The organism is Halobaculum roseum (genome assembly GCF_019880245.1).
Taxonomy (GTDB): Archaea; Halobacteriota; Halobacteria; order Halobacteriales; family Haloferacaceae; genus Halobaculum; species Halobaculum roseum.
Genome location: NZ_CP082286.1, coordinates 24119 through 38667, shown reverse-complemented (window position 1 = coordinate 38667; position 14549 = coordinate 24119). Strand labels below are relative to the sequence as shown.

The window sequence follows — 14549 nt, the reverse complement described above, 5'->3', positions numbered from 1 at the left end:
CGTATCCATGCCGCAGAATCGCCCGACTGTTCCCCGAATCGGAGCCGTTCGATCGCCGCGTCTGTCGGACACCCGACGTGGCGCCCGGCCGACGCGTCGCCGACAGCTACACCTCGATCGGCGACCATTCTCGGGTATGGCATCCTCGTTCGAAGCCCTGCCGGACCGCTTCGCCGACCTCAGCCACGAGGACCACGTGCGCGAGGCGATCGAGTTGGCCCGCGGCGCCGCCGAGCGCGGCGACGACCCGTACGGGTCCGTGCTCGTGCGTGCGTCCACCGACGAGATCACGATGACCGAGCGCAACGCCGTCAACACGGAGAACGACGTGCGACGCCACCCCGAGTTGACGCTCGCACACCGCGCCGCGCGCGAGTTCTCGCCCGCCCAGCGGCGGGATCTGGTCATGTACACCAGCACCGAGCCGTGTCCGATGTGCGCGGGGGGCATCGCCCACGTCGGTCTCGGCGCGGTCGTCCACTCCACGTCCGCCGAGCGCGGCGCCGAACTGTACGGCGCGGACTCGTGTCTCCCCTCCGCGGAGGTGTACGAGCGCCTCGGCAGCGACGTGGTCGCCGCCGGCCCGGTTCTCCCCGATGAGGGCGACGCCGTCCATCTGGATCTCGGCGGCGCGTCGGGAACCCTGGACTGATCGAGACCGCCCGACTGCGGTCCGGATCGGAGACTGACGAGGGCGAACAAGTCGCCTGCAGTCTGGCGGTCCACGGTCGCGTGAGAGGACGCGGCGACCGCGGAACCACGGGGTGTTTTGTCGCGGCCGCCCGGAGACGCGTGCATGACCGAATCCGACGGTGGGTCCGGCGACGCGCGCCGCGAGGCCGCGCTCGTCGACGCGTTCACGACCGAGCCGATGGCCGGCAACGCGGCGGGCGTCGTCGCCGACGCGGACGGGCTCGACGACGAACAGATGGGCGCGATCGCCAACGAGCTGGGCGCCAGCGAGACGGCGTTCGTTCGGCCGTCGAGCGAGGCCGACCGACGCGTCCGCTACTTCACGCCGACGACGGAGATCGACCTGTGCGGGCACGCGACGATCGCGGCCCACGCCCGGCTGTTCGAGACGGGCGCGATCGACGCCGGCACGCACTCGCTGGAGACGAACGTCGGCGTCATCGAGATCGAGGTGACCGACGACGGGCGCGTCTGGATGACGCAGAACCCGCCGACGGTGTACGAGGTCGAGGTGGACTACGACCGCCTCGGCGACGTGCTCGGCGTCACTCCGGAGGCGTTCCGCGACGTGGGCGCCGCACTCCCCGTCGCGTACGCCACCGCCGGGCTGCCGTTCCTCGTCGTCCCGGTGAACTTCCTCGAACACCTCGGCGACATGTCGCCGGACTTCGACGCGGTCGCGGCGCTGGCGGACGAGCATGACGCCGCCGGCGTATACGCGTTCACGTTCGACGCGCTCGGCGCCGACTCCACCGTCCACGGGAGGTGTTTCGTCCCGGGCAGCGGCATCGACGAGGACCCGGTGACGGGAACCGCGAGCGGTGCCTGCGGCGCGTACCTCGACCACTTCGCCGCGTTCAGCGGCGGCGACACGAGCAACGTCCCGGGTGCCGACGGCGACGCGGGCGACGCGGGAACGCCCGCCGAGATGGTGTTCGAGCAGGGCCATTACGTCGATCGTCCGGGCCTCGTCCGGGTGCGCGCCGGCGCCGGCGTCGGGGGCGCGCCGGTCGTCGGCGGCGACGCGGTCACCGCCTTCGAGGGGCGGATCCGGGTTCCCGAGAGCGACGACGACGAGATCATCGAAGTCTGAGTCACACGAGACAACCGAACTCCCGAGTACCCTCCGAATCCGCTTGCCGTCTTGCGGTTATCGATAGAAACAGTCTTTTTGAGAAATTCGCAAGACGTAGCAACTATTCGGAGAGATTATCGCCCCTGTGCCGCCTCCAGCGCATCCTCGGGCGAACGGTCGGGTTCCGCGTCGGGCTTCGCGTCGAGGTACGCCTCGGCGTCGGCGATCGTCGCCTCGTTCTCCAGCCCGTACGCGCGTGCGGTCGCGGCGTCCGCGCTGGCGTCCACGACCTCGGGCACGTCGGTCATCCCGTCGTCGTCCTCGGCGACGTGACGGCGCACGATGATCGCGGCCGTGACCGCCGCGAGGAGGGCGCCGACCGCGATCCCGAGCGTTCCGCCGAGGAGCCAGCCCGCGGCGGGCAACCCGACGGCCGCGACCGGAACGAGCGCGAGGACGAGGCGACGACGGGAGCGCGCCCGGCGCCTGTAGGTGGTGACGACCTCGGAGCCGGCGCCGGCGGGGACGACGCGGTGGACCGGCTCCGGCTCCTCCTCGTACCGGAGCACGTCCCAGCGGTCGGCGGCCGCCGCCGCGAGGTACGGTTCCTCGGGCGGCCCGTCGTCGGGTGCTCCGGGCTCCGTGCTCTCGCTCACACTCCCTCTCGGGAACGACCCGTCGAAAACCCCGCGGTTCGTTCGGGAGGTCACGCCGTTCGTTGGAGATGTCACGACGTTCCGGGGGTCCGCAGGTCGTTCGGGCGGCACCGTCCCCGATGCCGGCGTCGACGAGGCGAACGCCAATACCGCCGAGACGGCGTCAGGTCCGGGCGTTCGCGAAACGCCGCGAGATCCGTCGAGAAGTACTCAGAACCGAGTATAGACTTTCGCTCCGTTGCGTCGGTCGATACCTTCTTGGTTCAGTCCTCGGTCCCTCCGAACACGAAATGGCTGTACTTTGGCTGGACGACGTCACCGCCGACGACCTGGACACCGTCGGCGGGAAAGGGGCCTCGTTGGGGGAGCTGACCGGCGCCGGCCTGCCGGTCCCGCCGGGGTTCGTGGTGACCGCGGGCACCTACCGCACGTTCATCGAGGAGGCGGGCATCGACGAGGAGCTGTTCGCCGCGATGGACATCGACCCCGAGGACTCCGCCGCCCTGCGCGCTGCCGAGGAGACCGCCAGGGACCTCATTCTCGGGACGGAACTCCCCGAGTCCGTGCGCGAGGAGATCCTCGAGGCCTACCGGACGATGGGCGACGGCGATGAGGCGTTCGTCGCGGTCCGCTCGTCGGCGACCGCCGAGGACCTGCCCGACGCCTCCTTCGCGGGCCAGCAGGAGACGTTCCTCAACGTCCGCGAGGAGGCGCTCTTAGAGCGCGTGAAGGAGTGCTGGGCGTCGCTGTTCTCCCAGCGCGCCATCTACTACCGGCAGCGACAGGGGTTCCCGCACAGCGAGGTCGACATCGCGGTCGTCGTCCAGCGGATGGTCGACGCCGAGAAGTCCGGCGTCATGTTCACCTCCCACCCCTCGACCGGCGAACCGGAGATCATCATCGAGGCCGCGTGGGGGCTCGGCGAGGCCGTCGTCTCAGGCTCCGTCTCCCCAGACAACTACGTCGTCGACCGCGAGACGGCTGCCGTCGACGAGGTCACCGTCGCCGACAAGAAGCTCCTGATGGAGAAGGACGCCGAGACCGGCGAAACCGTCGAGCGCGAGGTGCCCGAGGAGAAACGCGAGGCGCGCGTCCTCACCGACGACGAGATCGAGCGGCTCGTCGAACTCGGCCGGCAGGTCGAGGACCACTACGGCACCCCCCAGGACGTGGAGTGGGCGATCTACGAGGGCGAGGTGTACATGCTCCAGTCGCGCCCGATCACGACGATCGCCGACTCGACCGGCGACGCCGGGACCACCCCGTCGAGCACGGAGCGGGCGGCCGCGACGAACGGCGGCGTCGACGCCGACGGGGCGGGCTCGAACGCGAACGCGACGGGGACGGGCGACGACGAGGTGATCCTGCGCGGGCTCGGCGCCTCGCCCGGGATCGTCTCCGGGGAGGTCCGGATCGTCACGAAGCTCGACCACCTCGATCAGGTCGGCGAGGGCGACCTCATCGTCACGGAGATGACCATGCCCGACATGGTGCCCGCGATGAAGCGCGCGGTCGGCATCGTCACCGACGAGGGCGGCATGACCAGCCACGCCGCCATCGTCTCGCGGGAACTCGGCGTCCCCGCGGTCGTCGGCACGGGCTCGGCGACGACCGCCCTCTCGGACGGCCAGGTCGTCACCATCGACGGCGACAAGGGGACGATCCGGCTTGGCAGTGCCGAAGAGCGCGGCGAGGAGGAGCACGAGCCCGTGGAGGCCGTGCGTCCGGAGACCCCCGTCAAGCCGATGACCGCGACGGAGGTCAAGGTGAACGTCTCCATCCCGGAGGCCGCCGAGCGCGCCGCCGCGACGGGCGCCGACGGCGTCGGCCTCCTGCGAATCGAGCACATGGTGCTGTCGCTGGGCGTCACGCCCGAGAAGTACATCGCCGACAACGGCGCCGACGCGTACGTCGAGGAACTGGTCGAGGGCATCCGCGAGGTCGCCGAGGAGTTCTACCCCCGGCCCGTCCGCGCGCGGACGCTCGACGCGCCGACCGACGAGTTCCGCGAGCTGGAGGGCGGCGAGAGCGAGCCCGACGAGCACAACCCGATGATGGGATGGCGGGGCATCCGTCGATCGCTCGACAAGACGGACGTGTTCCGCCAGGAGCTGCGCGCGTTCGCCAGGCTGTACGAGATGGGCTACGACAACGTCGAGCTGATGCTTCCCCTCGTCAACGACGCGGCGGACGTGGAGGCGGCCAAGCAGCACATGGAGGCCGTCGGCATCGACACCGAGAAGCGTCGGTGGGGCGTGATGATCGAGACGCCCGCCAGCGCGCTCGCGATCGAGGAGCTGGCCGACTGCGGCATCGACTTCGCCTCCTTCGGGACGAACGACCTGACGCAGTACACGCTCGCGGTCGACCGCAACAACGGCAACGTCGCCGACCGCTTCGACGAGCTGCACCCGGCGGTGCTCTCGCTCATCGGCGACGTGATCGAGACGTGTCGCGAGCTCGATGTCGACACGAGCATCTGCGGGCAGGCGGGCTCGAAGCCCGACATGGTCGACTTCCTCGTCGAGCGGGGCGTCACGAGCATCTCCGCGAACATCGACGCCGTCCGCGACGTGCAACACGAGGTCAAGCGCACCGAGCAGAAGCTGATCCTCGACGACGTGCGCTGATCGACGGGCGGTCGCGTACCGGGCGCCGGTCGTGTTTCGGGCGTCGGTTCTGTTCCGGGCGCCGGTCGCCGCGTCCACCGGACGCCCGAAAGCGCAACCCCTAACTCCCGCTCCCTCCGTCTTCGTGGCAATGCAGCCGTCCGTCGCCGAGCGCCGCCCGCAGTCGTTCGACCGCGTGCTCTCCTCGATGTGTACGAAGCCGCATCCGGCGGCCCGACGGGCGGCCGAACGCTTCCTCGCCGCGAACCCCGGCGACCCGGCGACATACGAGACGATCGCCGAACTGGAGCGCGAGGCAGTGGCCTCGCTCGCGGAGGTCACCGGGCTCGCCGACGCTGTCGGCGTCGACGGCGATACCGAGGCCCGCGGGAATACCGGGGTCAGCGAGAACACCGAGTCCCACGGCGACATCGCCGCCCACGGCTACGTCACCAGCGGCGGCAGCGAGTCCAACATCCAGGCGGTGCGCTCGGCCCGCGAGCGCGCCGAGACGGCCGACCCGGTCGTCGTCGCGCCCGAGTCCGCACACTTCAGTTTCCACAAGGCCGCGTCGGTGCTCGACGTGGAACTCCGGACGGTTCCGACCGACGCCGACGGCCGCGCCGACGTTGACGCCGTCGCCGCCGCGGTCGACGAGGACGCGGCGCTCGTCGTCGCCGTCGCGGGCTCGACCGAGTACGGGCGGGTCGACCCGATCCCCGCGATGGCGGATCTCGCCGTCGACGCCGGCGTCCCGTTGCACGTCGACGCCGCCTGGGGTGGGTTCCACCTCCCCTTCTCGGGGCACGACTGGGGGTTCGGCGTCGACGGCGTCGAGACGGTGACGATCGACCCCCACAAAGTCGGGCGCGCGGCGGTGCCCGCCGGGGGGCTGCTCGCGCGCGACCCCGTGGCGCTCGACGCCCTCGCGGTCGACACGCCGTACCTGGAGACGGCCTCGCAGGCCAGCCTCACGGGCACCCGCTCGGGCGCGGGCGTCGCGAGCGCGGCCGCCGCGATGGACGAGCTGTGGCCCGACGACTACCGCGCCGAGTACGAACGCGCGAGCGAGCTCGCCGCGTGGTTCGCTGAGGAGCTGCGCAGCCGGGGGCTCGATGTCGTCGACCCGGAGCTCCCGCTCGTCGCGTTCGATCTCTCTCGGGCGACGTTCGAGGCGGTCCGCGAGCGCGGCTGGCGTCTCTCGCGCACCGGCGCCGGCGAGGCCCGCGTCGTCGTGATGCCCCACGTCACCCGCGGGTCGCTCTCGGCGTTTCTCGACGACCTCGACGCCCCGCGATAGCGCGAGCGGGCGGACGACTCTCCGCCTGCCGGACGGACCGGCGCCGAACGGACGGCGCGCCGACACCAATCCTCGCCGGGAACCACCGGACTTATTCTGTGGTACCGCCCCGTTTCGAACGTGCTTCCGGTCCCCGTCTCGGCCGCGCTGTCGACCCCGGCGACGGCCGACGCCCTCGCCACGGCCGCGTCCGTCGGACTCGCCCCGCTCGACGCCGCGGTTCCGCTGGCGAGCGAGCCGTCCTGGTGGCCCGACTTCGGCTGGCTCACGCGGCTCGTTGAGACCGCGACCGGCTGGACCGGGCTGGGGATCATCTTCGTGTACTCGTTTCTCATCGCGTTCGCGCTCCCGGGCGTAAGCGAGGTCGTCCTCCTCGCGCCGCTGGATCTCGGGCTCCCGCAGTGGGCGAAGCTCTCGATCATCATGCTCGTCTCCGGGCTGGGGAAGGCCGCCGGCTCGGTGTTCGCGTTCCACATCGGACAGGAGGCCAAGCAGTCCGGGCCGATCATCAGGTGGCTCCGGCGCTCCCGGTTCGACGTGATCGAGTGGTCCGAGAGCACCACCGCCGAGTTGGCGCGTCGCTACGGCTACGCGGGGCTCGCGATCGCGCTCTCCGTGCCCTTCTTCCCGGACACGATCTCCATCTACGCGTTCGCCGTCCTCGAGCGCGACTACTGGCGCTTCGCGCTCGCGACGTTCGTCGGCAGCGTCGGCCGGCTGGTCGTGACGCTCGGGCTGTTCGGCGCGGGGTCGCTCACCCTCGGCCTGTTCTGATAGGCGACTCGCCTCGCCGGAGACTCACTCCGCGGCCGGATCGGTCGCCTCGATCGGTTCGTGTTCGACGCGGTAGCCGCCGGCCGTCGACTCCACGTCGGTCGCCGCGTACAGGCGGATGTCGCGTTCGGCCTTCGTCACCACCGGGAACCCGTAGTGGGTCGCGTCGTAGCTCGGCCGCTCGTCGCGGTCGGCGACGAACGCGCGGTGCTCGCGGAGCCTGCGGCGCCCCCGATCCCGCGAGAACGCGGGCGCGCGTCGCGCGTCGGCGTCGAACGACGCGACCAGTCCGGTGTCGCGCTCGACGCCGACGGAGTCGCGGCCGGCGGCCATCGCCGCCAGCGTCGTGGTTCCCGTCCCCCAGAAGGGATCGAGCACGCGGTCGCCGTACGTCGAGTACATGCAGATCAGCCGGTAGGGAAGCTCGACGGGGAACGCCCCCGAGCGGTCGCGGGCAACCGCGGAGGCGTCGCCCCCGAGTTCCTGGTCGGCGCCACGGAGGTCGTCCCAGGTGTCCGAGAACCAGCGGTTGCGCTCCTCCCAGAAGAACGCCGACGCGTAGCGCGCGGGGTCGCCGGCGTCGAACGAACGGCACGATCCCTTCCGGAACACGAGCACGTGCTCGTGTTCGAGCGTGACGTAGGCGTTCGGCGGGAGCGTGCCACTGCCCATGAACTTCGTCGGCGCGTTCGTCGGCTTGCGCCACAGCACGCCCGGGAGCCGGTCGAGCCCGGCCGCCGAGAGCGCGTCGGCGACCCGGGTCGCGTTGTCCCACAGGCGGAACCGGCCGCCGACCGAGCGGGTCGCGTCGCCGACGTTGACGCAGGCGACGCCGCCGGGCGCGAGCACCCGCGCGAGCTCCTCCCACGCCGGCGCGAGCGCCCCGTGCATCGCGTCGAACGCGCGCTCGGCGGCCGCCCCCGCGTCGGTCCCCCCCGACTCCGCCGCCGCGAGCGACTCGCCGATCGCGGGGTCGAGCCGCGCGAATATCTCGTCCCACTGCTCGACCATCGGGTACGGCGGCGAGGTGACGACGAGGTCGACCGACTCGTCGGGGAGCGCGAGCGCGCGGGCGTCGCCGACGCCGACGACGTGGTCGGTCTCGAACGACGGGCCGACGCCGGGGACGCCGTCGGCCTCGCCGCCGTCGCCCTCGGTGGCGTGCGGGTCGTCGTCGCCGCTCATCGCGTCATCGGATCGGCCCGCGTGGGGCGGGCGAATAAACCCCGGCGATTCCGGCGGGCGATACCGGGCCGCGGAATCGACGAACGGCCTACTCGGCGCAGGTGTCGAGCCACTCGCCCGCCCACGACTCCACCTCGCTGAACACGACCGACAGCGACTCGCCCTTCGCGGTCAGCGAGTAGTACGTCGCGACGGGGGCGTCCGGCTCCATGCGCTTCTCGACGAAGTCCATCTCCCTGAGGTCGTCGAGCACGCGCGAGAGCGTCCGCGCGCTCGCGTCCGTCGAGCGCTTCAGCTCGTTGAACCGCTTCTCGCCGTCCAGGAGGTCGTGCAGCACCACGAGCCGCCACTTCGACCCGACCTGTTCGAGCGCGTCGACGACGGGACAGGGCCCGGCGTCGAGCGACTTCACGGACTCCGCCGCCTGCGGCTCTTCGACTGCCATGGACGCTCGTACACGTCCGAGGGGTATAGCAGTTCGGATCCGAACCGGGTAACGAACGACAATCACGTGTCACGATGTCAGCGGGTCGAACCGGGACCGCCACCCCGGGGTCGTCTCACTCCTCGTCGTCGACGGCCGCGCGTCTCGCCTCCCAGCTCTTCAGCGAGTCGCGCACCGCCGCGAGGTCCTCCGGATCGCCGGCCTCCCGCCTGTCGACCACGGTCCAACCGGTGTCAGGATCGTACCCCAGTCCGTGGATCGTCTCGCCCGCCTGGACGGCGAGCGCGCGGATGTCGTCGTCATCGACGCCGAGCGGGGCGGCCTCGGTGACACTGTCGGCGTCTCGGAGCGACTGGAGTTCCGACGAACGGAGCGGTCGGGGCGGAAGCGAATCGAGGACTGTCACGCCCGAAGCAACGACCGGAGGCGGGTTCAACCGTTCGACTCGTCCGGGGTCGGCGGACCCCACAAGGCTTTCACGTCGCACCCTCCGAGGCGCCGGACCGTGCGACGAGTATTCGCGGTCGTGACGCTCGCGGTGCTGGTATCGTTGGCCGGCTGTTCGGCGGCCCCCGGTGGTGGATCATCCGGCGACGTGTCCACGACCGACGGGGACGGCGTCGTCGCCGCTGACACCGCGACCGGCGCGGTCGATGTCGAACACGCGATCCGGTTCACCGCGAACGAGTCCGACGCGGCAGCGAGTGGGAGTCGCTGACCGTCGAGTACCCGCGCGAGCACGTCGCGGTCGACAGCGCCCGCCACGGGAACGTGACGTTCGGGGTCGACACGAACGACGACGGCGAGGTGGACCGGGAGTTCAACGAGACCGCGATCAGCGGCGTGAACAACAACGACTACTCGTTCACGCTCTCGCTCGACACCGACTACACCCTCGAAGCCGGCGACACGGTCGTCGTGCGCTATCCCGCGGTCGACAACCCCGAGGAATCCGGCGAGTACGAGGTCGCGGTGACGCTCAACGACGCGCGCACGATCACGGAGACGCTCACCATCGGCTGAGCGCGAACGTGCGGCTCGCCCGTGATCGTGTTGTCAGCCCGAAAGATTCATCGAGTCGCGGGAGAACCGAGGATCACACATGGCAAGGGCGACCGACACCTCCAACCGTAGCCCCAACGGCACCGGTAACGGCGGCGTGCTCGAAGTCGAGTTCCGGTTCGAGCCGTCGGCGTATCCGTTCGTTCGGGCGTCCGCGGTCGCCGACTGTACGTTCGAGCTCGCCGAGCTAGTGCCGCGCTCCGACGGCCGGTACGCCGAGTTCTTCAACGTGACCGGCGCCGATCCCGATCGGATCGAGGCGCTCGCGACCGAACACGAGGGCACGGACGTCACGCTGGTCGAGACGTACCGCGACGGCGGCCTGTTCGAGTTCCTGGTGTCCGACGACTGTCCGGCTCGTCGGCTGGCCGAACTCGGCGCGCTCCCGCGACGGGTGCGGGGGGCTGGCGGCCGGGGCAGCATCGTCGCCGAGATCCCGGCCGACGCCGACGCAGCGGCGATCGTCGAGACGTTCCTCGCGGAGACGCCCGAGGCGACGCTGGCGTCGAAGCGCACGAAGCCGTCGATGACCCCGCTGCTCTCGGAGGCAACGCTGCACCGTCGGCTGGAAGCGCGGCTCACCGATCGGCAGCGCGAGGTCCTGCAGACCGCCTTCGAGGCCGGCTACTACGACTGGCCACGCGAGTGCACCGGTACGGAGGTCGCGGCGGAGCTGGACATCTCGTCGGCGACGTTCTCGGAGCACATCCACGCCGCGGAGCGAGCGCTCATCGCGACGCTGTTCGAGGAACGCTGAACGAGAAGCGACGGGACGGGCGCGGGCTGGCTAGCTGCCGTCGTCTGCCGGCTCGACGGTCACCTGCCCGCCCGCGTGGACCGTGACGACGCGTCCGTGATACCGAAACGTGACGTGACCCTCCGTCGATAGCCCGCCGTGCCCGTTCGTTGCGAACAGGCGGTTCAGGGCATCGGTATCGACCGTGTCGTGAAGTGGTGGCAGTCGGAACGGGTCGGTGTCGGTCGCCTCGGCGACGGACTCGATCACGACATGCGAGAGCTGTCGTCGGCCGTCGCCGTCGCCGTCCGCCCCCCTGAGCTGCTTGTCGTTCATTTGCTGTGGACTCCCGTCTCGCCTACAGCCCCTTCTCACATAGGTCGATTCCCTACACTTCGAGGGTGTCGGTCAGCGCCGATTTCTATATCGCAGGATGTGATTTATGCTACTCGAACGCGCTCGTGGTCGCCGGGTCCGCGATCGCCCGTAACTCCTCCGGAGAAAGCTCGAACACCGCGTCCGGGGTTCCCGCGGCCGCCCAGATCCGGTCGTGGTCGAGCAGCGACTCGTCGAGATAGGTCGCCACAGGCGACTCGTGTCCGAACGGGGGGACCCCACCGATGCTCCAGCCGGTGGCCGCCTTCACCTCCTCGGGGTTTCCGGTCCGGACGGACTCGGCGTCGATCTCGGCCGCGAGCGCGTCGGTGTCGACGCGGTTGTCCCCGGCGGTGAGGACGACGATCACCTCGCCGTCGGCGACGAGGACGATGCTCTTGACGATCTGGTCGACCGAGCAGCCGACGGCGTCGGCGGCGTCGGCCGCGGTTTTCGTCCCCTCGGGGAACTCCTCGATCTCCGGGTCGAAGCCGTACTCCTCGCTGACGCGCTGGGCGAACCGTGCCGCGCTGGCGTGCATACCACGGTGGAGCCGATCGATCCTCAAGTAGCTACGGGAGTTGACACCACGCTACACGACCGTCAGAGGGAAATACGGTCGGTCCCCTTCGTTCGACGATGACTCCCCCGGCCGCCACGATGCGCATGCGCGAGTTCTCCAGCGCCGGGTGGAGCGTTCGCGTCCGTCGCGTCCCGTAGCCGGGTCGCGGCGGCGGCGACGTGAACCCCGGCGCGCCTCGGGGGACCGACGACGCCCACGGGCGGGGATCGTTCGCCCGTTTCGGCGGGCTTTAGGCCCGCATCCACGACACGACATCCATGAGCAGCAAGGACACACACACGCGCGAGCCGTTCCCCACGGACGCGCCGGCGGTGGTGACGTGCGGGTTGCCGTACGCCAACGGCGACCTCCACATCGGCCACCTCCGGACGTACGTCGGCGGCGACGTGTACTCGCGGGCGCTGGAATCGCTCGGCCAGGAGACCGCGTTCGTCTGCGGGTCGGACATGCACGGCACCCCGATCGCCGTCCAAGCGATCCAGGAGGACGTCGACCCCGAGGCGTTCGCCCTGGAGTGGCACGAACAGTACGGCGAGACGTTCCCGAAGTTCGACGTGGACTTCGACAACTACGGCCACACCCACGACGAGACGAACCGCGAGCTCACCTACGAGATCGTCGAACGGCTGGAGTCGGAGGGGTACGTCTACGAGAAGGAGATCAAGGTCGCGTGGGACCCCGTCGACGAACAGCCCCTCCCCGACCGCTACGTCGAGGGGACGTGCCCGTACTGCGGCGCCCACGCCCGGGGCGACGAGTGTGACGAGGGCTGCGGCCGCCACCTCGAACCCGGGGAGATCGAGGACCCCGTCTCCACCATCTCGGGCAACCCCGCGGAGTACCGCGACCGCGCCCACAAGTTCTTCCGCGTCTCCGAGCTCTCGGAGTACCTCGACGGCTTCCTCGACCGCCTGGAGGGCACCTCGAACGCCCGGAACCAGCCGCGCCAGTGGCTCGAGGACGGGCTCCAGGACTGGTGTATCACGCGCGACCTCGACTGGGGGTTCGACTACCCGGGAGAGGACGACCTCGTCCTCTACGTCTGGGTCGACGCCCCGATCGAGTACATCGCCTCCACGAAGCAGTACACCGAGCGCGTCGGCGCCGACGAGTACGACTGGGAGGAGGCCTGGCGCGACGACGGCGAGATCGTTCACGTGATCGGCCGCGACATCATCCAACACCACACGATCTTCTGGCCCGCGATGCTGCACGTCGCCGACTTCGCGGAGCCGCGCGCCGTGATGGCGAGCGGCTTCATGACCCTCGACGGGCAGGGCTTCTCCACCTCCCGCGACCGGGCGGTGTGGGCCAGGGAGTACCTCGACGAGGGCTTCCACCCGGACCTGCTGCGCTACTACCTCGCCACCAACGGCGGCTTCCAGCAGGACGTGGACTTCTCCTGGGAGAAGTTCCGCGACCGCGTCAACAACGAGCTCGTCGGCACGGTCGGGAACTTCCTGTACCGCTCGCTGCTGTTCGCCCACCGCAACTTCGAGGGCACTCCCGAGGCCGAGGTCAGTCCGGAGGTCGAGGCCAGAATCGAGGAGGCGATCGCGGACCTCGAGGCCGGCGTCAACGACTACTCCGTCCGGCAGGTCGGGACCGCGACCGTCGAGCTGGCCCGCTTCGGCAACGAGTACATCCAGCGCGAGGAGCCGTGGAACCTCCTCGGCGAGGACGACGAGGCGGCCGCGCGGGTCATCCGCGACTGCGTCCAGATCGCGAAGGCCGTCGCCGTCCTCTTCGAGCCGATCGCCCCCGGCACCAGCGAGGAGCTGTGGGACCAGCTGAACGAGGACGGCTCCGTCCACGACGTGACCACGGACGCCGCGTTGGAGGCACCCCCGCGCGACTTCGACGCGCCCGCGGAGCTCTACGAGAAGATCGAGGACGAGCGCGTCGAGGAGCTCAACGAGAAGCTCGAATCGCGCGTCGCCGAGTCGACGGCCGGCGCTGACGGGAGCGACGCCGACGCGGACGAAACCGAAAACGACGAGGGCGAGGGTGACGCCGACACGGCCATGAGCGACATCGAACCCGTCGCAGACGACCGCATCAGCTTCGACGAGTTCCAGGATCTCGACCTCCGGGTCGGCGAGATCGTCGACGCCGAGGGGATCGAGGGCGCCGACGAGCTGGTTCGGCTCACCGTCGACATCGGCGTCGAGGAGCGGCAGATCGTCGCCGGCCTGAAACAGCTTCACGACGTCGAGTCGCTCCCGGGCACTCGCGTCGTGATCGTCGCGAACCTGGAGAAGGCGGAGCTGTTCGGCGTCGAGTCGAACGGCATGGTGCTCGCGGCCGGCGAGGACGCGGACCTGCTGACGACCCACGGCGACTCGTCGCTCGGGACGAAGATCCGGTAAACCGGTCGTCTCGACGGCACCGTTGTCCTTCTCTTCGACGCTTGTGAGCCGCTGCACCGCTTCCTGCGGGCGATCCGCGTGTTCACCGGAACTCCTCAGAGAACGCGCATCCGTAGCTGTTAAATCGAATAGCGCGATACAGAATCGGCACCATCACCGATTCGTGCCGGCTTCAGTTCGATATGCGAACCAAATGTAGAGGTGACAGGAGCCGATGCGATCCCCGTTGACGGCGTCCATCGACGCACGTTCTCCTGAACGAGAGATCCCGTGTTCCACCCACTCTTGCTCAGTCGGGGGCTATTGGTCCCGTTCAGGGAGTTCGTTCGATTTCCACTTGGTGCCAACAGTACTCGTCGTGTTACTCGTTCAGATCTCGGCCGATCGCCGTGCATCGTTACGGGACGATCCGGCGAACGCTTTTGGTTCGTGGTCGTTATGGTAGCACAACACGTGGGATTGTTCACCGAGCTCGGACGACAGGTCGAGGAGTTCAAGCAAACCGCGAAGAACGCGGCCGAGAGGGACGAGACAGCCCGGTGTCCTGCCTGTGGGGCGCAGTTCGACAGTGAGCACGAGCAGTGCCCGGAGTGCGGGGAGCAGATGGCCGGGTCGAAAGGGAACGAGGAGTAGTTACGTCCTCCGTCCGGTTCGCGACGGGGCATTCCGGACGGTTCTCGATTCGAG

The 14549-nt window shown here is 69.8% G+C and carries 16 protein-coding genes; 10 read left to right on the top strand and 6 right to left on the bottom strand.

Features of this window, described 5'->3' with window-relative positions; translation table 11 throughout:
* The first annotated feature begins 136 nt into the window (after positions 1–136).
* Together K6T36_RS00185 and K6T36_RS00180 are read left to right on the top strand one after the other, a co-directional pair.
* The gene (locus K6T36_RS00185) at positions 137–652 is read left to right on the top strand and encodes a nucleoside deaminase (protein ID WP_222922062.1); all 516 of its coding nucleotides are present in this window, start codon (positions 137–139) and stop codon (positions 650–652) included.
* Between the two features lie 144 nt (positions 653–796).
* Positions 797–1786 (top strand): PhzF family phenazine biosynthesis protein, encoded by a 990-nt coding sequence (locus tag K6T36_RS00180; RefSeq protein WP_222922061.1) that lies wholly within the window; start codon positions 797–799, stop codon positions 1784–1786.
* Positions 1787–1902: 116 nt separating this feature from the next.
* Here the strand turns inward: K6T36_RS00180 and K6T36_RS00175 are convergent, their stop codons facing one another.
* A complete protein-coding gene (locus K6T36_RS00175; protein ID WP_222922060.1) occupies positions 1903–2424 on the bottom strand; it encodes a hypothetical protein in 522 nt (173 codons plus the stop codon).
* A gap of 290 nt (positions 2425–2714) precedes the next feature.
* On the opposite strand from K6T36_RS00175, the gene ppsA reads away from it, so the two are divergent.
* The 3 genes from ppsA (at position 2715) to K6T36_RS00160 (ending at position 7107) form a co-directional block, all read left to right on the top strand.
* A complete protein-coding gene (ppsA, locus tag K6T36_RS00170) occupies positions 2715–5054 on the top strand; it encodes a phosphoenolpyruvate synthase (protein WP_222922059.1) in 2340 nt (779 codons plus the stop codon).
* Between the two features lie 130 nt (positions 5055–5184).
* Positions 5185–6333, top strand: a complete 1149-nt coding sequence (gene mfnA / locus K6T36_RS00165; RefSeq protein WP_222922058.1) for a tyrosine decarboxylase MfnA — start codon at positions 5185–5187, stop codon at positions 6331–6333.
* Positions 6334–6558: 225 nt separating this feature from the next.
* Positions 6559–7107, top strand: a complete 549-nt coding sequence (locus K6T36_RS00160; protein WP_222923311.1) for a YqaA family protein — start codon at positions 6559–6561, stop codon at positions 7105–7107.
* 24 nt (positions 7108–7131) lie between these two features.
* Here the strand turns inward: K6T36_RS00160 and K6T36_RS00155 are convergent, their stop codons facing one another.
* The 3 genes from K6T36_RS00155 to K6T36_RS00145 all read right to left on the bottom strand — a co-directional run bounded on the left by K6T36_RS00155 (position 7132) and on the right by K6T36_RS00145 (position 9143).
* Positions 7132–8292 carry a DNA-methyltransferase gene (locus K6T36_RS00155; protein ID WP_222922057.1) on the bottom strand — a complete coding sequence of 387 codons (1161 nt, stop codon included), beginning with the start codon at positions 8290–8292 and terminating at the stop codon, positions 7132–7134.
* 88 nt (positions 8293–8380) lie between these two features.
* The gene (locus tag K6T36_RS00150) at positions 8381–8737 is read right to left on the bottom strand and encodes a winged helix-turn-helix transcriptional regulator (RefSeq protein WP_222922056.1); all 357 of its coding nucleotides are present in this window, start codon (positions 8735–8737) and stop codon (positions 8381–8383) included.
* A 115-nt stretch (positions 8738–8852) separates the two neighbouring features.
* On the bottom strand, positions 8853–9143 hold the full coding sequence (locus K6T36_RS00145) for a DUF7964 domain-containing protein (protein WP_222922055.1): 291 nt from the start codon (positions 9141–9143) through the stop codon (positions 8853–8855).
* A gap of 99 nt (positions 9144–9242) precedes the next feature.
* Between K6T36_RS00145 and K6T36_RS00140 the strand changes: the two genes are divergently transcribed.
* The 3 genes from K6T36_RS00140 to K6T36_RS00130 all read left to right on the top strand — a co-directional run bounded on the left by K6T36_RS00140 (position 9243) and on the right by K6T36_RS00130 (position 10556).
* Positions 9243–9455, top strand: coding sequence for a hypothetical protein (locus tag K6T36_RS00140; RefSeq protein WP_222922054.1), 213 nt, complete (start codon positions 9243–9245; stop codon positions 9453–9455).
* A gap of 53 nt (positions 9456–9508) precedes the next feature.
* Entirely contained in the window at positions 9509–9760 is a 252-nt protein-coding gene (locus tag K6T36_RS00135; RefSeq protein WP_222922053.1) for a hypothetical protein, read from the top strand.
* A gap of 79 nt (positions 9761–9839) precedes the next feature.
* Entirely contained in the window at positions 9840–10556 is a 717-nt protein-coding gene (locus tag K6T36_RS00130) for a helix-turn-helix domain-containing protein (RefSeq protein WP_222922052.1), read from the top strand.
* A gap of 30 nt (positions 10557–10586) precedes the next feature.
* On the opposite strand, the gene ddfA is transcribed toward K6T36_RS00130, so the two are convergent.
* Complete coding sequence (gene ddfA, locus K6T36_RS00125; protein WP_222922051.1) at positions 10587–10871, bottom strand: DdfA family disk-determining factor; 285 nt, start codon at positions 10869–10871, stop codon at positions 10587–10589.
* A 109-nt stretch (positions 10872–10980) separates the two neighbouring features.
* Positions 10981–11451: a YbaK/EbsC family protein gene (locus K6T36_RS00120; protein ID WP_222922050.1), complete on the bottom strand. Its 471-nt coding sequence runs from the start codon at positions 11449–11451 to the stop codon at positions 10981–10983.
* Positions 11452–11750: 299 nt separating this feature from the next.
* Between K6T36_RS00120 and metG the strand changes: the two genes are divergently transcribed.
* Positions 11751–13862, top strand: a complete 2112-nt coding sequence (gene metG, locus K6T36_RS00115; protein WP_222922049.1) for a methionine--tRNA ligase — start codon at positions 11751–11753, stop codon at positions 13860–13862.
* A gap of 438 nt (positions 13863–14300) precedes the next feature.
* Positions 14301–14495, top strand: a complete 195-nt coding sequence (locus K6T36_RS00110) for a zinc ribbon domain-containing protein (protein WP_225935146.1) — start codon at positions 14301–14303, stop codon at positions 14493–14495.
* Positions 14496–14549: the final 54 nt, after the last annotated feature.

Excerpts from the sequence above, each read along its gene's own strand:
- K6T36_RS00150 (WP_222922056.1), bottom strand. The coding sequence starts at position 8,737 with ATGGCAGTCGAAGAGCCGCAGGCGGCGGAGTCCGTGAAGTCGCTCGAC.
- K6T36_RS00180 (WP_222922061.1), top strand. The coding sequence starts at position 797 with ATGACCGAATCCGACGGTGGGTCCGGCGACGCGCGCCGCGAGGCCGCG.
- mfnA (WP_222922058.1), top strand. The coding sequence starts at position 5,185 with ATGCAGCCGTCCGTCGCCGAGCGCCGCCCGCAGTCGTTCGACCGCGTG.
- K6T36_RS00185 (WP_222922062.1), top strand. The coding sequence starts at position 137 with ATGGCATCCTCGTTCGAAGCCCTGCCGGACCGCTTCGCCGACCTCAGC.
- K6T36_RS00110 (WP_225935146.1), top strand. The coding sequence starts at position 14,301 with ATGGTAGCACAACACGTGGGATTGTTCACCGAGCTCGGACGACAGGTC.
- K6T36_RS00130 (WP_222922052.1), top strand. The coding sequence starts at position 9,840 with ATGGCAAGGGCGACCGACACCTCCAACCGTAGCCCCAACGGCACCGGT.
- ppsA (WP_222922059.1), top strand. The coding sequence starts at position 2,715 with ATGGCTGTACTTTGGCTGGACGACGTCACCGCCGACGACCTGGACACC.
- metG (WP_222922049.1), top strand. The coding sequence starts at position 11,751 with ATGAGCAGCAAGGACACACACACGCGCGAGCCGTTCCCCACGGACGCG.
- K6T36_RS00120 (WP_222922050.1), bottom strand. The coding sequence starts at position 11,451 with ATGCACGCCAGCGCGGCACGGTTCGCCCAGCGCGTCAGCGAGGAGTAC.
- K6T36_RS00155 (WP_222922057.1), bottom strand. The coding sequence starts at position 8,292 with ATGAGCGGCGACGACGACCCGCACGCCACCGAGGGCGACGGCGGCGAG.
- ddfA (WP_222922051.1), bottom strand. The coding sequence starts at position 10,871 with ATGAACGACAAGCAGCTCAGGGGGGCGGACGGCGACGGCGACGGCCGA.